Below are 16741 nucleotides of genomic sequence, written 5' to 3'. Positions count from 1 at the left end.
GGCGAGCGCTGGCCTTGAACATCTCGTGCACCGGCGGGGGCGGGGGCCCCGGTGGTAATTGCAGCGACTTGACCGCGACCCCTTCCGGTACTGAGCCCGGGCCTCCGCCGGGGCACTCGGATGATGTTCTTACGTCTGATCGTCGTTCTCACGCGAGTCGGCCCGCGACCTCTCGCTCAGCACGCCGCGCGTAGCGGCGCGGGCGCGCTCTCCTCCGAGGGAGCGGAGAGGCGTTCCCGCCCGCGCGGGTCGGCGCCGTAGCGATTGGCACCGCGCGTGCCCGGCAGCAGCAGCAACGGGGCGGTGATCGGGAAAAGCAGCCACCAAGCCGAATGGCCGGCATCGTGCAGCCGGCGCGCGTGGACCGCGACGCACGGCGCGGTGCCGAACAACAGCACGAAGCCCAGCGCCGCGAGCAGCACGCCGCCGCTCGCCGCCTCGGGGCGCAGCTTCAGCGCGCCGAGCCAGGGGGCCGTGAGATCGGGCGCGTGCCAGGCAAGCGCGAGCGCGGCCAGGAGGGTGAGGTCGAAGCCGGCGAGCTCGCGCCGCGTCGCTCGCCCGGCGAGCTCGCCGTAGAGCCGCCATGGCCGCGTGAGATGCTCCATCGCTCGCCTCCCTCGACGCGCCTGCGCCGTAGGGGGATCGTAGCGCGAGGGCGGAGCGGGGTGGCGGAGTCGAGCCGGGCAGTGGCCCGTTATGGCGGGCGGCCAGGCGAGTGCTGATCCAATCAGAGCGGAACCGTGCTCCCGCGCACGCGGGATCCCAGAGCGGCAGGCGGTGATGTTGGTGACCCTAGGCTCCGGCGTTCGCCGGAGCAGGCCGACGATGCAGAGGAGGTGGATCAGCCTCTGAGAAGTGAGGTGACGCGAGGACGCGAGGACGCGAGGAAGGTTGGTTCACGCGGAGGCGCGGCGAGGTTGCGCCCCGCCGCGGAGGCGGCGCCTCTTATCAAGCGTTGGGACGATGAGCGTGCGCTGCCGCGCGCGCTACACCTCCGCGTCACGGCGCCGCCGCGTGAACCAACCTTCCTCGCAACCTGGAGTCGTCGCGTGAGGCACCTCACGCACGCTGCCAGCCGCGCCGCCGCTCAGTCGCGCCGCACGCCCACGTCGCGGAAGGCGCGCGGCTCGACCGGCGGGATCGCCGACTCGTTGAGCGCGCATTGCCACAGGCCGACGTCGATCCAGCGCCCCTGCTTGTAGCCTACCTCGCGGTACACACCGGCGCGGCGGAAGCCGACCGCCTCGTGCAGCGTGATCGAGGCGTCGTTGGGCAGCGCGATCACGCCGATCGCCTGGGTGAAGCCCTGCGCGCGCAGCGTGTCGACCAGCGCCTCGTACAATAGCCGGCCGACACCCTGGCGCTGGGTCGCGCCGGTGGCGTAGATCGATGTCTCGACGACGTAGCGATAGGCCGGCCGGTCGCGGAAGCGCGTGGCATAAGCGTAGGCGAGCACCCCGCGCTCCCCGCCGTCCTCGCCGCGCGAGACCGCGACCAGCCAGGGGTAATAGCCCGCCGACCCCTCGATCCGCTCGCGCATCGCCGCGGCGTCGGGCGCCTCGCTCTCGAACGAGACCGTGCCCTGCAGCACATAGGGCGCGTAGATCGCGGCGATCGCGGCGGCGTCGTCGGCGGTGGCGGCGCGGATCGCGATCGGGCCGGGGGGCATCAGAGCCCCACCTTGGCGAGCACGAGCTGGAGCAACGTCCGGTCCGCCGAGCTGGCGCGCACCGGGCCGAGCCCGGCGCACTCGAGGCACTGCGCGCGCACGGTCGCGCCGGTCAGCATCCGCTGCGCGTCGCCGAGCGCGACCGCGAAGCCCTGCTGGCGCTGCCACGCCAGCTGGCCGATCGCGTCGGCGGGGGCGCCCGCGTCATCGTCGTCCTCCTGGCTGGCGAGCTGCTGCGCGATCTGCGCGGCGAAGCCCGGCTTCTTGTCGAGATACACGACCGGCGGCGTGTCCTGGTCGAGCTTGGCGCGGCGCGCGGCCTCGCGCACCGCGGCGTCGAGCCCACCGAAGCGGTCGACCAGCCTGAGCTGGTGCGCGATGCCGCCGACCCAGACGCGGCCCTGGCCGATCTCGTTGACGCGCTCGACCGGCAGTTTGCGCGACTGCGACACGCGCGTCAGGAACTCGCGATAGCCGTGCTCGATGCCCGATTGCACCACCGCGTCGAGCTGCGGCGTGGTGCCCGCGAGCAGGTCGGGCTGGCCCGACAGCGGCGTGGTCTTCACCCCGTCGGCCGAGAGCCCGATCTTGCTCAGCGTGTTCTCGAACGTGGGAATGATACCGAAGATGCCGATCGAGCCGGTGATCGTGCCGGGCTCGGCGAAGATCACGTCGCCCGGGGTCGACACCCAATAGCCGCCAGAGGCGGCGAGCCCGCCCATCGACACCACGATTGGCAACCCGCGGCGCTTGGCCTCCATCACCGCCAGCCGGATCTTCTCCGACGCCAGCACCGAGCCGCCCGGCGAATCGACACGCAGCACCAGCGCCTTGAGCTTGTTGTCGATCATGCCCTGGTAGAGCAGCTTGGCGATCGTGTCGCCGCCGGCCCGGCCGGGCTGCGCCTCGCCGTCGACGATCTCGCCCGCGACGGTGAGCACGCCGATCTGCCCGGTCTTGGGCAGCGGTGCGGCATCGACATAGGGCTGGTATCTGATCGTGCGGAACCAGCCCGCGGGCTTGCCGTCGTCGCCGCCGGCGAGCTGCGCGACGCGGCGGCCGAAGGCGACGCGGTCGCCCAGCTTGTCGACCAGCCCGGTGGCGACATTGGCCTGCGCCACGTCACCCTGCGCCTGCTGGACGAGCTGCGCCGGCTGCGCCAGCCACGGTGCCACCTGCGCCTTGGGCCGCGCGGTCGCGATCGACTCGCGCCACTGCTGGAAGAGCGTGCCGTACAGCTCCTGGCTCGCGGCGCGGGCCTCCGGGCTCTGGTCGGTACGGGTATAGGGCTCCACCGCCGACTTGAACTTGCCGACGCGATAGACGTGCGCGTTGACCCCGATCTTGTCGAGCAGTCCCTTGTAATAGAGCTGGCTGCCACCCGGCCCGGCGAAGATCGTGCCGCCCAGCGGGTTCATCCAGATCTCGCTCGCCGCCGAGGCGAGGCGATAGCCCGCGTCGGTATAAGCGGTGGCATAGGCCAGCACCGGCTTGCCCGCCTTGCGCGCGCGCAGCAGCGCGTCCTGCACCTCGCCGAGCGAGGCGGGATAGCCGCCGCCGAACTTGTCGAGATCGAGCACGATCGCCTTGACGCGGTCGTCCTGGGCCGCCGAGTCGATCGCGCGCAGCAGGTCGCGCAGGCGATATTGCTTGCCGATCTGCTGGCCGCTGAGCAGCGCGGTGGGCTGGATCTCCTCGGGCTGCTCGACGATCGGACCGTCGAGCGCGAGCAGCAGCGCGCCGTCCTTGATCGCGCCGGGGCGCGAGCGCGCGTTGAGCGCCGCGAACAGCAGAGCGAAGAACAGCAGCATCGCCGCGAGGACCAGTGCGTCCTTGATGCCCACCAGCAGCTTCCAGGCGCCGCGCACCAGTTTCATCGTGATGTTCCATCTTCTTCGCGGAGGGACTCCCGCTGCCGCCAGCCTAGCCCGGCGTGTATGAAGTGAGCAATACGCTTTGGGGTACGCCCGGCGCGCGATCGCGCCTGTCGCGCACGGGCAGGGGCGGGCGCCACCGCGACGAGATGTCGCCGCCCGCGATCCCATGGTGCCGGAGACACGCCGAAGCACCTTGAAAAATCTACGCCGCCGACCCGGCCGGGCCCGTGCGCCAGCTATAAAAGGATCGGCTGCCGAGACTTCCTCCGACGGCGCCGCGTGCTCGTTCGACTTCTGCTCAGCGGGCCGCGCCGGCGTCTGTCGCACCGCTCCCACCATACCCCGCGTGCACCGCGCCGCGAACTCCTCTACGGCACGCGCGATGCACGGCGCCGCCACCCTCCACCCGCTGACCGAGCGAGCGCCCGCCACCTGGCAGCGCGAGCTCCGCGCGCTCGCCGCGCTCGCCGGGCCGCTGGTGGGAGCCAACCTGCTCCAGATGGCGGTGTTCGCGGTCGACGTCGTGTTCGTGGCGCGGCTCGGTCCAGTCGAGTTCGCGGCCGCGACGCTGGGCGTGTTCCTGTTCAACCTGCTCGCCTTCGCGTTGGTCGGTCTGGTCGGCGCCGCCGAGCCGCTGATCGCCGCCGCGCTCGGCCGCCGCATCGGTGCGGTGCGCCAGGTGCGCCGCTCGTTCCGCATGGCGCTGTGGCTCGCCGCGGCGGGCTCGCTGGTGGTGATCGCGCTGCTCAACCTCGCCGAGCCGATCCTGCGCGTCGCCGGGCAGGACGCCGCGGTGGCGGCGCGCGCGGGCGGTTTCTGCCGGCTGCTGTCGCTCGCCGCGCCGTTCGCGGTGGCGGCGGCGCTGATGCGGCTCACCGCCGCCGCGCTGGGGCGGCCGGGCTGGGCGCTGGTGGTGACCTTGCTCGCGCTCGGCGTCGCGGTCGCCACCAACTATTGCCTCGTGTTCGGCAACGCCGGCTTCCCCGCGCTCGGCCTGGAGGGCGCCGCGATCGCGAGCGTGCTCACCTCGCTCGCCACCGCGGCGAGCTACGCGGTGATCCTGTCGACCGACCGCCGGCTGCGCCGCTTCCATTTGTTCGGCAAGTGGTGGCGGACCGAGTGGCCGCGCCTGATCGAGATCGCGAAGCTCGGCACCCCGATCGCGCTCGGGTGGATGGCGGAGGGCGGGCTGTTCGGCGGCGCCGCGCTGCTGATGGGGCTGATCTCGGTCACCGCGATCGACGCGCATGCGGTCGCGCTCAACATCGCCGCCGCGGCCTTCCAGGTTCCCTTCGGGCTGGCGCAGGCGGCGACGATCCGCGTCGGGCTCGCTTATGGCGCGGCCGACCCGCGCTGGGTCGGTCGCGCCGGCGGGGTCGCGATCGTGTCGGGGATCGCGGTGATGGTCGTCAGCGCCTCGATCCTCTGGGCGGTACCTGGGCTGCTGGTCCGCGCCTATGTCGACCCTGCGCACGAGGTGGCGGTGGCCGCGCTCGCGGTGAAGCTGCTCGGCGTCGCCGCGGTGTTCCAGCTGGTAGACGGCGCGCAGGCGGTCGCGGCGGGGGTGCTGCGCGGGGTGCAGGACACGCGGGTGCCGATGATGATCCAGCTGTTCGGCTATTGGGGGATCGGGTTCGGCATCGCCGCCTGGCTCGGCTTCACCGTCGGCTGGGGCGCGATCGGTATCTGGTGGGGTCTTGCCGCGGGGCTCGGCGTCGTCTCGGCGCTGTTGATCTGGCGCTGGTGCGCGCGCGAGCGGCTCGGCCTGCTGCCCGACCCGGCCGCACCCACGGCCTGACGCACGGTTCCCGAAAAATCGTGCGGCCCCGGTTGACCGCCGCGGGCACGCCCCACATATGCGGGGCGCTGGCACTCGCCCCAGGGGAGTGCCAAAAATCTGTCACATGCCTTCAGAGAGGTAAGAGCAATGAACTTTCGTCCGTTGCACGACCGCGTTCTCGTCCGCCGCGTTGAGGCGGAAGAGAAGACGGCCGGCGGGATCATCATCCCGGACACCGCCAAGGAGAAGCCGCAGGAGGGCGAGGTCGTCGCCGCCGGCACCGGCGTGAAGGCCGAGGACGGCAAGGTCACCCCGCTCGACGTCAAGGCGGGCGACCGCATCCTGTTCGGCAAGTGGTCGGGCACCGAGGTCAAGGTCAACGGCGAGGACCTGCTGATCATGAAGGAGTCGGACATTCTCGGCGTCATCGCCTGAGATCGTCCCGCACCCTCAACCTTATCAACATTCGTTCATCTGAAAGGGTAGCCACATGGCAGCCAAGGACGTGAAATTCGGCCGCGACGCGCGCGAGCGCATCCTGCGCGGCGTCGACATCCTCGCCGACGCGGTGAAGGTCACGCTGGGGCCGAAGGGCCGCAACGTCGTGATCGACAAGAGCTTCGGCGCACCGCGCATCACCAAGGACGGCGTCACCGTCGCCAAGGAGATCGAGCTCAAGGACAAGTTCGAGAACATGGGCGCGCAGATGGTGCGCGAAGTGGCCTCGAAGACCAACGACATCGCCGGTGACGGCACGACCACTGCGACCGTGCTCGCCCAGGCGATCGTGCGCGAGGGCATGAAGTCGGTCGCGGCCGGCATGAACCCGATGGACCTGAAGCGCGGCATCGACCTCGCGGTCGCCAAGGTCGTCGAGGACATCAAGGCGCGCTCCAAGCCCGTCTCGGGCTCGCAGGAAGTCGCCCAGGTCGGCATCATCTCCGCCAACGGCGACCGCGAGGTCGGCGAGAAGATCGCCGAGGCGATGGAGAAGGTCGGCAAGGAAGGCGTCATCACCGTCGAGGAGGCCAAGGGCCTCGAGTTCGAGCTGGACGTCGTCGAGGGCATGCAGTTCGACCGCGGCTATCTGTCGCCCTACTTCATCACCAACCCGGAGAAGATGTCGGTCGAGCTCACCGATCCGTACATCCTGATCCACGAGAAGAAGCTGTCGAACCTGCAGGCGATGCTCCCGATCCTGGAAGCGGTCGTCCAGTCGGGTCGCCCGCTGCTGATCATCGCCGAGGACATCGAGGGCGAGGCGCTCGCGACGCTGGTGGTGAACAAGCTGCGCGGCGGCCTGAAGGTCGCGGCCGTCAAGGCGCCGGGCTTCGGCGACCGCCGCAAGGCGATGCTCGAGGACATCGCGGTCCTGACCAAGGGCGAGGTGATCTCCGAGGATCTCGGCATCAAGCTCGAGACCGTCACGCTCGGCATGCTCGGCACCGCCAAGCGCGTGTCGATCGACAAGGACAACACCACCATCGTCGACGGTGCGGGTGATGCCGACTCGATCAAGGGCCGCACCGAGGCGATCCGCCAGCAGATCGAGGTGACCACCTCGGACTACGACCGCGAGAAGCTCCAGGAGCGCCTCGCCAAGCTGGCCGGCGGCGTCGCGGTGATCAAGGTCGGCGGTTCGACCGAGGTCGAGGTGAAGGAGCGCAAGGATCGCGTCGACGACGCGCTGCACGCGACCCGCGCCGCGGTGGAAGAGGGCATCGTCCCGGGCGGCGGCACCGCGCTGCTGTACGCGACCAAGGCGATCGAGGGGCTCACGGGCGCCAATGAGGACCAGACCCGCGGCGTGGACATCGTCCGCAAGTCGCTGACTGCGCTGGTTCGCCAGATCGCCAGCAACGCCGGCCATGATGGCGCGGTCGTCTCGGGCAAGCTGCTCGACGGCAACGACACCACGATGGGCTTCAACGCCGCGACCGACACCTACGAGAATCTTGTGGCGGCCGGCGTGATCGACCCGACCAAGGTGGTGCGCACCGCGCTGCAGAACGCCGCGTCGGTGGCGGGCCTGCTGATCACCACCGAGGCGACCGTCTCTGAGCTGCCCGAGGACAAGGCCCCGGCCATGCCCGCCGGCGGTGGCATGGGCGGTATGGGCGGCATGGACTTCTAAGCCGCTGACGGTCCCGCGCCGGCGCAGGCCGGTGCGGGGCGGTCACGGTCGGTCCGCCGATCCGTCTCGCACGAGACGAGCGACACCCGGGCAGCACGCGCTGTCCGGGTGTTGTCGTATGGCGGGGGGGATGAGGGCGCCGCGCTTCACCGCATCACGTGTTCCCCGGCGAAGGCCGGGGTCCAGGTGGGAAGGCGGTGGTGGGACTCACTCGCGTCCCCCACCTGGGCCCCGGCCTTCGCCGGGGAACAGGAAGAGGAAAGGCGGTGCATCAACGATGACCGCCCCTCACGCCACCCCGAACGGCACCACCCGGTTCGCCTGCGTGTGCCCCACCTCGGCGCGGCCGAGATACGGCACCCCCAGCTCGCCGCACCAGCGCGTCATCATCGCGTCGAGCGGCTCGCCCCATGCGGGGTCGTTCTCCTTCACCGCGGTCACCGCGCCGAGCCGCACGCCCGCCAGGCTGCGCAGCTGGGTGGCGTTGCCGAGCGTGAACAGCATCCGGTCGATCGCGTACAGCGCCTCGGACACCTCCTCGACGATCAGCACGTGGTCGGCGAGGTCGGGGAGATAGGGCGTGCCCACCAGCGCGGCGAGGATCGAGAGGTTGAACGCCGCCGCGGGGCGGCCGTCGAGCCCCGGCTCGAGCCCGGCGCGGTCGCGCCGCGCGAACCAGCCGAGCGCGCGCGCCACGGTCGCGTCGCCGTTCGTCCGCCGGATGTCGCTCGCCATCGGCCCGTGCACCGGGTGGCCGATCCGCCGCGCGTAGAGCGCGCCGAGCAGGAAGCCGACGTCGGAATAGCCGAGATAGGTCTTGCGTCGCGCCGCCTCGCCCAGCCGCGGCATGATCGTGGCGAGCAGCCGGTTCGAGCCATAGCCGCCGCGCAGGAACCAGATGCCGTCGAAGGCGGGATCGTTGGCATATTCGAGGAAGGCGGCGGCGCGCACCGCGTCCGATCCCGCGAAATGCCCCTCGTGCGCGTAGCATTGCGGGTGGAAGACGAGGTCGATCTCGGGGAAGGCGAGCGCGGCGAAGGCCGAGACGGGCGCGATCACGTCCGGGTTGGCGACGCTGCTCGCCGCCAGCACTCCGATCCGCATCGCGCACACTCCCGCTTGCCACCCGCCCGGTGAAGGCGGATAGCCCGGCGCCATGCATGACGGCAACGTGGCGGACCAGCGTTTCTTCCTGGTGGGTATCGGCGGATCGGGGATGATGCCGCTCGCGATGATCCTGCGCGGGCGCGGCGCGACCGTCGCCGGCAGCGACCGCGGGCTCGACCAGGGCCGCGTGCCCGCCAAGTTCGACTCGCTGCGCGCGCTCGGCATCGACCTCTTCGCGCAGGACGGCAGCGGGGTCACCGCGCGCGAGCAGATCGTGGTCGCCTCGGCGGCGGTGGAGGAGACGGTGGCGGACATGGTCGCGGCGGCGCGGCTCGGCTGCCAGCGGCTGTCGCGCGCCGAGCTCAACGCGCGGCTGTTCAACGCCAGCGCGCTGCCGATCGGCGTGGCGGGGACGAGCGGCAAGTCGACCGTGACCGGCATGATCGCCGCGATCCTCGGCGCGGCCGGGCGCGACCCGACAGTGATGAACGGCGCGGTGATGAAGCATGTCGCGCGCGCCGATCGGCCCTTCGCCAGCGCGCTGGTGGGGCAGGGCGACGCCTATGTCAGCGAGGTCGACGAGAGCGACGGCTCGATCGCGCTCTACGCGCCGCGCGTGGCGGTGCTCAACAACGTCAGCCTCGACCACAAGTCGCTCGACGAGCTCAACCTGCTCTTCGGCGACTTCCTCGCCAAGGCGCATCACGCGGTGGTCAACGCCGACAATGCCGACGCCGCCACGCTGGCGCTGCGCCTGCCGCCCGCGCGGGTGACTCGCTTCTCGCTGCACGACGCGGGCGCCGACCTGTACGCCGACGAGGTCGAGGAGGCGCCGTTCGCCGCGCGCTTCACGCTCCACCAACGCGGCGAGCGCCGCGCGGTGGCGCTTCAGGTGCCGGGGCGGCACAACGTCGCCAACGCGCTGGCGGCGGTCGGTGCGGCGCTGGCGGCGGGCGTGTCGCTCGATGCCGCGGTCGCGGGGGTCGAGCGCTTCGAGGGCCTGCGCCGCCGCTTCGACCTCGTCGGCAGCGCCGCGGGCGTGACGGTGATCGACGACTTCGGGCACAATCCCGACAAGATCGCCGCGACGCTCGACACGCTCCACGCCTTCCCCGGCCGGCTGATCGTGCTGTTCCAGCCGCACGGCTACGGCCCGCTCAAGGTGATGCGTGCCGAGCTGGCGGCGATGTTCGCCGGGCGGCTGGCGGCGGACGACCTGCTGGTGCTGGCCGATCCCGTCTACCAGGGCGGGACGGTGACGCGCGAGGTGACCAGCGCCGACGTGGTGCGCGACGTGGGCGTCGCGGGGCGGCAGGCGATCCATATCCCCGATCGCGCGAGCGCGGCGGCGCACTGCGTCGCGGTGGCGCGGCCGGATGACCGGATCGTGGTCATGGGCGCGCGCGACGACACGCTGTCGCTGCTCGCGGCGGAGATGGTGGCGATGCTGGGCGGGGGCGAGGCCTAGATCCTCCCCGCATGGCGGGGAGGGGGACTGCCGGCGAAGACGGTGGTGGAGGGGGCTCTCCACGTAGCGCAGCGCCTGTGGAAGCCCCCCTCCACCAGCCTTCGGCTGGTCCACCTCCCCGTGCCGGGGAGGATCTACCCTCACCCCAGCGCCGCCGCCTCCACCGCACGCGCGTCCGCCAGGGCGCCCGCGCTCGCCTCCGCCAGCGCCAGCTCCTCCGCCAGCTCGCGCTCCAGCGCCGCCCGACGCGCCACCCGCGCCGCATTGTCGAACGCCTGCGCCGGGTTCTTCGAATAGGTCGCGAACAGCTCGCCCGCCGCCACCTCCTCCAGCCACGCCTCCGTCAGCGGCAGCGCCAGCTGTCGCGCCGCCGCCCTCAGCACCGCCGTCGGCGCGGCGAAGAAGCGCTCGGCGTCGAGCGAGCGCGCGGTCGGCCACGCCACCAGCGCGGCGGCGAAGCGCGTCATCTGCGCCGACCACAGCCGCGCCGCGCGGACCGCGTCGGGCGCGCCCGCCAGGTCGCCGAGGTGCGGCGCCAAATCGGTCGTCACGCGACGCAGCCAGGCGCGGTGCGACTCGCTGCGCAGGATCGCGAGCGCATAGTCGCGCAGCGGCAGATACAGAAGGATGGCGCGCGCCTCGGGCTGCGCCGCCGCCAGCGCGGGCAGCAGGAAATTGACCGGCACGTTGGCCTTCACCAGCGTCGGCGCGTCGTCGCGGTAGCGCCGTCCCAGCATCGCGCCGACCAGCGCCAGCCGCGCCGCATCGGGCGCGAGCGCGGTCTGGCGCAGCGCCTGCGGCTCGCGCAGCACCAGCGAACCCTCGAGCGAGTCGAGCGCGCGCGCCAGCAGCGTCGAGCCGCAATGCGCGACGTGGAAGATCCAGGCGGTCCCGCGCGGCGCCGGGGGATCGCGCAGCATCGCCACCGGCAGCCGCATCTCCTGCGGCGCCGCGGGTGCGATCCGCGCGTCGAGGAAGATCGAGCGGTGATAGGCGGCGCGGTCCATCGGCACGAACACCGCCGCGTCGCGCTCGAAGCGCTGGAGGTAATGGTCGGGGGAGGCGTAGAGGTCGGCGAGCGTCAGGGCCATGGCGCGCTATAGCGCGGGCAGGCTCTCCCCGCTAATCCACGGAGCCATGCCGCATGTCACGCTGCCGGGGCCGGGCCGCCCCCATGTCCTGATCGAGGCCGAGGCCGAGGGCGCCGAGCGGCTCGCCGCGCTCGATCGCGCCCAGGTGATCGACCTGTATCGCACGCACGGCGCGCTGCTGTTCCGCGGCTTCGGCGCCGACGTCGACTCGTTCCGCAGCTTCGCCAAACGCTTCTGTCGCACCGCCGTGGTCAACGAGAGCCCGGGGCGGCGGCCGATCGATCCTGCCGCCAACATCCACACCGTCGACGGCGGCACCGGCGCCTTCGCGCTCCACCCCGAACTCTCGCGCGAGCCGTGGAAGCCCGACGCCGCCTTCTTCGCCTGCCTCTCGGCGCCGACCCGCGGCGGGCAGACGACGATCTGCGACGGCGTCGCGCTGGCGCGCGAGCTCCCCGAGCCGGTGCGCGCCGGGCTCCTGCATCGCCGGCTGCTGTACATCAAGCCGGTCTGGCCCTCGCTGCTCCGTTACTGGCTCGGCACCGAGGCGCCGAGCGACGCGCAGCTCGCCGCGCCGCCGCCCGCCTGTCCCTATCAGTTCCGGCGCTTCCCCGACGGCACGATCGTGCGTTTCTTCTCGCGCCCGGCGCTGCACCGACCGATGTTCGCCGACGCGCCCGCCTTCGGCAATTTCCTGCTGTTCGCGCGCTTCAACAACAACCGGCCCGACCATCCCGTGCTCGACGATGGGCGCCCGGTGCCCGAGGCGTGGCTGCAGGCGATCAAGGCGGCCGGCGACCGGCTGATGGTGCCGGTGGAGTGGCGGAACGGCGACGTGCTGATGCTCGACAACACGCGCTTCCTGCACGGCCGCACCGCGATCACCGATCCCGGCGAGCGGCTGATCGCGACCTATTTCGGCTATGTCGACTTCGCGGTGCCGGACCCGGAGGAACCGGCGGACGCGATCTGGCGCCGCGAGGACTTCGCCCCGCCGCTGCCGCCCGACCACCCGCGGCTGCGCGAGCAGGGGATGCGCTAGGGGAGCGCTGAGGGGCGGCGAGCAAGGGCGCTGTAGATTCTCCCCTGCAAGGGGAGGTGGCAGGCCGCAGGCCTGACGGAGGGGTGACCCGCCCGGCGAGGGTCGGTGGACTCAAGACCCGCGACACCCATCCGTCGCGCTTCGAGGGCCACCTCCCCTTGCAGGGGAGGATTGCTGTAAGTGCGCCTCAGAACAGCCCCAGGGCCGCCACCTCTTCCTTCGCCAGCTCGATCCCGAACATCAGGCTGAGCCGCATGCGATACACGCGCGGGTCGGTGATCTCGCCCGCGGCGGTGTTGCCCGCGGCGCGGCGGCGATAGGCACGATCGGTCAGCGCGGCGAAGCCGTGCGGCAGCACGATGCTCACCACCGCGCGCTGGGTGAAGCGGCTCGCCGGCGCGCTCATCGCCCAGTGGTTGCTCATCGCCAGGTCGCTGTCGTGCACCGACTCGGTGGTGAAGCTGTACTGCGGCTGCCAGCTCGTGCCCTCCCACCCCGGCGCGGTGCGCCCGTCGGTGCTGACCGGATCGCCGTCGCGCAGCAGCAGCCAGCCGCCGTCCTCCTCGCGCGCGAGCCGGAAGCGCGCGCCGTCGGGCGCGGTAACCTCCTCGTCGGCGACCAGCGGCATCACCGGGGCGTAGCTCGCGCCGAAGCCGGTGTCGGCGATCCACTCGGCGCCGTCGATCGTCACCAGCGACAGCGCGTGGTTGCGCGGCGGGGTCGCCTCGGCGCCGAGCCAGACTCGCGCGAGCAGCGGGCGCGCTTCCATCTCCAGCGCGGCGAGCGCGTCGAGCAGCAGCCGGTTGTGCTCGAAACAATAGCCCCCGCGGCGCGAGGCGACGAGCTTGGCCGCGACGGAGTCGCCGTCGATCGCGATCCCGCGGCCGAGCCGAACATCGAGGTTCTCGAACGGGATGGTGAGCCGGTGCGCGAGCTGGAGCCGCGCCAGCCCGGCGGCGTCGCGGGTGGGGCGTGCGGGCAGCTCGATGCGGGCGAGATAGGCGTCGAGGTCGAACATGCCGCCGCGCTACCCCAGCCGCGCGCGGATGAGAACGGATTTGACCGCAAACCTTTGCACCGGCATCCCCGAGGCAGGCACAGGATAGGAGGCGAGGATGGAAGAGGTGACCGGGCTGGAGCTGCGCTCGACCGTGGACGAGGGCGGCACGTTGACCCTGTCGCTCGAGCCGGTGACACTGTCGCCGCCGCAGGGCGACGAGCTGATCGTCCGCGTCGAGGCGGCGCCGATCAACCCCTCCGATCTCGGGCTGCTGCTCGGCCCCGCGGACGTCGCCACGCTGGCCCACGGCGGCAGCGCGGAGCGGCCCGAGCTTCGCTTCCAGGTACCGCGCGAGCGGATCGGCGGGGTGCGCGCGCGGCTCGGCCAGTCGCTGCCGGTCGGCAACGAGGGCGCGGGCACGGTGATCGCCGCGGGGCCGGACGCGCAGGCGCTGCTCGGGCGCACGGTGGGGATGATGGGCGGCGCCATGTACGCGCAGTATCGCAAGCTGCGCGCGCGCGACGTGGTGCCGCTGCCCGACGGCGCGGAAGCGGCGGACGGCGCGGCCATGTTCGTCAACCCGCTGACCGCGCTCAGCTTCGTCGAGACGGCGCGGGAGGAGGGGCATCACGCGATCGTCCACACCGCGGCGGCGTCGAACCTCGGGCAGATGCTCCAGAAGATCTGCCTCGCCGACGGCGTGCCGGTGGTCAATATCGTGCGGAGCGAGGCGCAGGCGGCGCTGCTGCGCGACATCGGTGCCACGCACGTGGTCGACAGCCGCGCCGAGGACTTCCGCCGCCAGCTCGCCGACGCGATCGCGGAGACCGGCGCGACGATCGCCTTCGACGCGATCGGCGGCGGCACGCTCGGCAGCGACATCGTCCAGGCGATGGAGCAGGCCGCCAACCGCCGCGCCACCGAGTACAGCCGCTACGGCTCGACCGTGTTCAAGCAGCTGTACATCTACGGCGCGCTCGACACGGCGCCGACCACGCTCAACCGGCTGGCGTTCGGCTTCCAGTGGAGCGTCGCGGGCTTCCTGCTGACGCCGTGGCTGCAGAAGGCGGGGCGCGAGACGGTGGCGCGGATGCGCCAGCGCGTGGTCGACGAGCTGACGACCACCTTCGCCAGCCGCTACACCCGCACGATCGGCCTCGCCGAGGCGCTCGATCCCGACGTGCTCCGCGCATACGAGCGCAAGGCGACGGGGGAGAAGTATCTGATCGACCCCACGCGGTAGGGCGGGGGGCATCACTGCTCTCCCCCCGACCCAGGCGTCATCCCGAACTTGTTTCGGGATCCACCGGGCCGCACACCCAAGTGCCGCGGCGTATGCGGACCAGTGGATCCTGAGACGAGCTCAGGATGACGCCGGTGGATGGGGTGGAGCGCGACCTCACGTCGGTTGATAATCGCCTCTCCCTGTTAGGGGAGGGGTTGGGGTGGGGCCTGCCCGCGGGCGCGGCCTATGCGGAGGCGCCCCACCCCCGGCCTCTCCCTGAGGGGGAGGGGAGAGGACGCTTGCTCTTACCGAACGGATGACCTTGCCACGCCGCTACCGCAGCAATTCGTCGCGCACCCGGATCGCGTGGATCGACAGCCGCACCTCCACCATGAACGCCACGAACGCCGCGATCAGCAATGACATCGCCAGGATGAAGCTGAACGCCACCCACTGGCCGATGTGATAGCGAGTCAGCGCGCCGACGAAGAGCATCGCCACCACGGTGCAGGTCGCCACCGCGCTCGCCACCGCGAGGAACAGCGAGGCGTTGATCACCTTCATCCGCCGCGCCAGCCGGCGCAGCTCGGCGGCGGCGCGGGTGCGGTCGTCACGCTGGAGCGCGGGGTGGCGTTCCTCCAGCACGCGCGCGCGATCGATCACGCGCGCCAGCCGCCCGGTGAGCACGTTGAGCAGCGCGCCGATGCCGGTGAGCATGAACACCGGGCTGAGCGAGGCCTGGATCGCCTCGGCGATGGTGGGAAGAGCGGGAGCATAGGGCATGGCGCGCGACTGTGCCGCGCCGCCGCGACGCGCACAACTGTCGCGCCGGCGTCGCGCTCCCGTCGCCCTGGCCCGCCGCTGGCAACATTGGCCGTATCGCCTGTGAGAAATGATTGCGCCCGCGGCCGGCTTCGTTGAAGCGGGCCCACCCGCCCTCATCTCGGCGGTGCCACCGGGCAGCATGGCCCGGGGCAGCGCAAGGAGAAGACCATGTACGTTCCCCTCGTCGCCGGGCTCGCCCTGGCGCTCACCGCGACCGAGCCGGCGCCCGCCGCCGCCGACACCGCGCACCGGGTCCAGCTCGACCATCGCGGGCAGCGCGTCGACGTGACCTATCGTAGCGACGTCCGCGTGACTCACCGCCAGCTCGGCGCGGCCGGCGCGCCAGGCCGCCCCAGTGCGCTGCGCTGCGCCTGGCAGGCGTCGGTCGCGGTGCGGCGCGAGGCGCGCCATCCCGCCGGCCACGTGCTGGCGCGCACCGTCGACGCCGAGAAGCCGCTCACCGGCTCGCGCCCGGGCTGGTGCGCGACGCAGAAGGACGCGATCGCGCGGGACGTCGCGGCGCGCAGCGGCGCGATGCGCGCGCATCTGCTCGCGGTCGCCGCGCGCGACCAGGACTCGCTGGTCGCCGAGCTCGACGCGGCGCATGACCGGGTACGCGGCTGAGTGCGGCGCTCTCCCTTCCTGCTGGCGGCGCTGACCGGCGCCGCCCTCGTCTCCCCGGCGGCGGCGCAGCTGGCGCCGCACGCCGGCGTCGAGGTCACCACCGACGAGCGTCGCCGCGGGCTGAGCTGGAGCGACTCGCAGCTCGCCCCCGTCGCCTGGGCGCGGATCGACCTGCCCGCGGGGATCGACCTGGGCGCGCGCGTCACCGGCACGCGCGGCGACCCGCGCCACGGCGGTGCTGACGCGGTGATCGAGCCGACGCTCGGCTATAGCAAAGCGGCGGGCGGGTTCCGGCTCGACGGCTTCGTCACCGGGCATCTCTTCACCGGCGCGCGCGGTGCGCTCGACTATGGCGAGCTCGGCGCCGGGGCCAGCTACACGCTCGGCCCGGTCGAGGCGGGCGCGGAGGCGCGCTACGCGCCGTCGCAGGGCGCGATCGGCGGCGACAATCTCTACCTCGGGGTGCGCGGGCGGGTCGGCATCCCGGTGACGCCCTGGTCGCTCACCGCCAGCCTCGGCCGCTCCTCGGGCAGCGTCGACGACCCGATCCGCGCGGCGCGGCTGCGACCGACCGGCCGCTATCGCGACTGGTCGGTCGGGCTCGAGCATATCACCGGCCCGTTGACGCTCGCGCTGGTCTACACCGGCACCGACATCAGCGACGACGCCTTGGTGGTCTCGCCCTACGCGGCGCTCGACCACGCCGGCGACCGCATCGCGGCGCGGGCGTCGATCGGCTTCTGAGCGCCGTGGAATATAGCCCTTGGGCTTTTCGGCGTTAGATTTCTGAGCAACGAACATCGGATCAATCCTCCCCTGCAAGGGGTGGTGGCGCGCGCAGCGCGACGGAGGGGTGTCGCCCTCGGTGAGTGTCGGCGAACCTCGCCGGACGGGTCACC

The 16741-nt window shown here is 72.1% G+C and carries 15 protein-coding genes; 8 read left to right on the top strand and 7 right to left on the bottom strand.

Translation table 11 applies throughout. The features are described 5' to 3' along the window. Positions 1–176: 176 nt before the first annotated feature. The 3 genes from K7957_RS07020 to sppA form a co-directional block, all read right to left on the bottom strand. Complete coding sequence (locus K7957_RS07020) at positions 177–605, bottom strand: DUF805 domain-containing protein (protein WP_223011279.1); 429 nt, start codon at positions 603–605, stop codon at positions 177–179. A gap of 482 nt (positions 606–1087) precedes the next feature. Beyond that, the gene (locus K7957_RS07015) at positions 1088–1669 is read right to left on the bottom strand and encodes a GNAT family N-acetyltransferase (protein ID WP_223011278.1); all 582 of its coding nucleotides are present in this window, start codon (positions 1667–1669) and stop codon (positions 1088–1090) included. Continuing rightward, on the bottom strand, positions 1669–3546 hold the full coding sequence (sppA, locus tag K7957_RS07010) for a signal peptide peptidase SppA (protein ID WP_223011277.1): 1878 nt from the start codon (positions 3544–3546) through the stop codon (positions 1669–1671). Before sppA ends, K7957_RS07015 begins: the two co-directional genes overlap by 1 nt. A gap of 346 nt (positions 3547–3892) precedes the next feature. Between sppA and K7957_RS07005 the strand changes: the two genes are divergently transcribed. The 3 genes from K7957_RS07005 to groL all read left to right on the top strand — a co-directional run bounded on the left by K7957_RS07005 (position 3893) and on the right by groL (position 7460). After that, positions 3893–5344, top strand: a complete 1452-nt coding sequence (locus tag K7957_RS07005) for an MATE family efflux transporter (RefSeq protein ID WP_343228334.1) — start codon at positions 3893–3895, stop codon at positions 5342–5344. Between the two features lie 129 nt (positions 5345–5473). Further along, positions 5474–5761 carry a co-chaperone GroES gene (gene groES, locus K7957_RS07000; RefSeq protein WP_132909544.1) on the top strand — a complete coding sequence of 96 codons (288 nt, stop codon included), beginning with the start codon at positions 5474–5476 and terminating at the stop codon, positions 5759–5761. 55 nt (positions 5762–5816) lie between these two features. Beyond that, on the top strand, positions 5817–7460 hold the full coding sequence (gene groL / locus K7957_RS06995) for a chaperonin GroEL (RefSeq protein WP_223011276.1): 1644 nt from the start codon (positions 5817–5819) through the stop codon (positions 7458–7460). Between the two features lie 288 nt (positions 7461–7748). Here the strand turns inward: groL and K7957_RS06990 are convergent, their stop codons facing one another. Then, positions 7749–8564: an LD-carboxypeptidase gene (locus K7957_RS06990; RefSeq protein WP_223011275.1), complete on the bottom strand. Its 816-nt coding sequence runs from the start codon at positions 8562–8564 to the stop codon at positions 7749–7751. 52 nt (positions 8565–8616) lie between these two features. Between K7957_RS06990 and K7957_RS06985 the strand changes: the two genes are divergently transcribed. Further along, complete coding sequence (locus K7957_RS06985) at positions 8617–10035, top strand: glutamate ligase domain-containing protein (protein WP_223011274.1); 1419 nt, start codon at positions 8617–8619, stop codon at positions 10033–10035. A gap of 140 nt (positions 10036–10175) precedes the next feature. Here K7957_RS06985 and K7957_RS06980 read toward each other — a convergent pair whose 3' ends face one another. Further along, entirely contained in the window at positions 10176–11126 is a 951-nt protein-coding gene (locus K7957_RS06980) for a hypothetical protein (RefSeq protein WP_223011273.1), read from the bottom strand. Positions 11127–11172: 46 nt separating this feature from the next. Between K7957_RS06980 and K7957_RS06975 the strand changes: the two genes are divergently transcribed. Continuing rightward, entirely contained in the window at positions 11173–12168 is a 996-nt protein-coding gene (locus K7957_RS06975) for a TauD/TfdA family dioxygenase (RefSeq protein ID WP_223011272.1), read from the top strand. A 187-nt stretch (positions 12169–12355) separates the two neighbouring features. On the opposite strand, the gene K7957_RS06970 is transcribed toward K7957_RS06975, so the two are convergent. Continuing rightward, on the bottom strand, positions 12356–13186 hold the full coding sequence (locus tag K7957_RS06970; protein WP_223011271.1) for an arylamine N-acetyltransferase family protein: 831 nt from the start codon (positions 13184–13186) through the stop codon (positions 12356–12358). 97 nt (positions 13187–13283) lie between these two features. Here K7957_RS06970 and K7957_RS06965 point away from each other — a divergent pair, with 97 nt between their 5' ends. Next, the gene (locus K7957_RS06965; RefSeq protein WP_223011270.1) at positions 13284–14411 is read left to right on the top strand and encodes a zinc-binding dehydrogenase; all 1128 of its coding nucleotides are present in this window, start codon (positions 13284–13286) and stop codon (positions 14409–14411) included. A gap of 315 nt (positions 14412–14726) precedes the next feature. Here K7957_RS06965 and K7957_RS06960 read toward each other — a convergent pair whose 3' ends face one another. Beyond that, entirely contained in the window at positions 14727–15176 is a 450-nt protein-coding gene (locus tag K7957_RS06960; protein ID WP_183921774.1) for a DUF2721 domain-containing protein, read from the bottom strand. Between the two features lie 210 nt (positions 15177–15386). Between K7957_RS06960 and K7957_RS06955 the strand changes: the two genes are divergently transcribed. Then, entirely contained in the window at positions 15387–15842 is a 456-nt protein-coding gene (locus tag K7957_RS06955; protein WP_223011269.1) for a hypothetical protein, read from the top strand. Further along, the gene (locus K7957_RS06950) at positions 15843–16586 is read left to right on the top strand and encodes a TorF family putative porin (protein ID WP_343228333.1); all 744 of its coding nucleotides are present in this window, start codon (positions 15843–15845) and stop codon (positions 16584–16586) included. Positions 16587–16741 lie beyond the last annotated feature (155 nt).

Source organism: Sphingomonas yunnanensis, assembly GCF_019898765.1.
Classification (GTDB): domain Bacteria; phylum Pseudomonadota; class Alphaproteobacteria; order Sphingomonadales; family Sphingomonadaceae; genus Sphingomonas; species Sphingomonas yunnanensis.
The sequence above is the reverse complement of the archived record's forward strand: the minus strand, read 5'-3'. Positions and strand labels throughout refer to the sequence as shown.

Excerpts from the sequence above, each read along its gene's own strand:
- K7957_RS06970 (WP_223011271.1), bottom strand. The coding sequence starts at position 13,186 with ATGTTCGACCTCGACGCCTATCTCGCCCGCATCGAGCTGCCCGCACGC.
- K7957_RS06985 (WP_223011274.1), top strand. The coding sequence starts at position 8,617 with ATGCATGACGGCAACGTGGCGGACCAGCGTTTCTTCCTGGTGGGTATC.
- K7957_RS07020 (WP_223011279.1), bottom strand. The coding sequence starts at position 605 with ATGGAGCATCTCACGCGGCCATGGCGGCTCTACGGCGAGCTCGCCGGG.
- K7957_RS06990 (WP_223011275.1), bottom strand. The coding sequence starts at position 8,564 with ATGCGGATCGGAGTGCTGGCGGCGAGCAGCGTCGCCAACCCGGACGTG.
- K7957_RS06955 (WP_223011269.1), top strand. The coding sequence starts at position 15,387 with ATGTACGTTCCCCTCGTCGCCGGGCTCGCCCTGGCGCTCACCGCGACC.
- K7957_RS06960 (WP_183921774.1), bottom strand. The coding sequence starts at position 15,176 with ATGCCCTATGCTCCCGCTCTTCCCACCATCGCCGAGGCGATCCAGGCC.
- K7957_RS06975 (WP_223011272.1), top strand. The coding sequence starts at position 11,173 with ATGCCGCATGTCACGCTGCCGGGGCCGGGCCGCCCCCATGTCCTGATC.
- K7957_RS07015 (WP_223011278.1), bottom strand. The coding sequence starts at position 1,669 with ATGCCCCCCGGCCCGATCGCGATCCGCGCCGCCACCGCCGACGACGCC.
- K7957_RS06980 (WP_223011273.1), bottom strand. The coding sequence starts at position 11,126 with ATGGCCCTGACGCTCGCCGACCTCTACGCCTCCCCCGACCATTACCTC.
- groL (WP_223011276.1), top strand. The coding sequence starts at position 5,817 with ATGGCAGCCAAGGACGTGAAATTCGGCCGCGACGCGCGCGAGCGCATC.
- K7957_RS06965 (WP_223011270.1), top strand. The coding sequence starts at position 13,284 with ATGGAAGAGGTGACCGGGCTGGAGCTGCGCTCGACCGTGGACGAGGGC.
- groES (WP_132909544.1), top strand. The coding sequence starts at position 5,474 with ATGAACTTTCGTCCGTTGCACGACCGCGTTCTCGTCCGCCGCGTTGAG.
- sppA (WP_223011277.1), bottom strand. The coding sequence starts at position 3,546 with ATGAAACTGGTGCGCGGCGCCTGGAAGCTGCTGGTGGGCATCAAGGAC.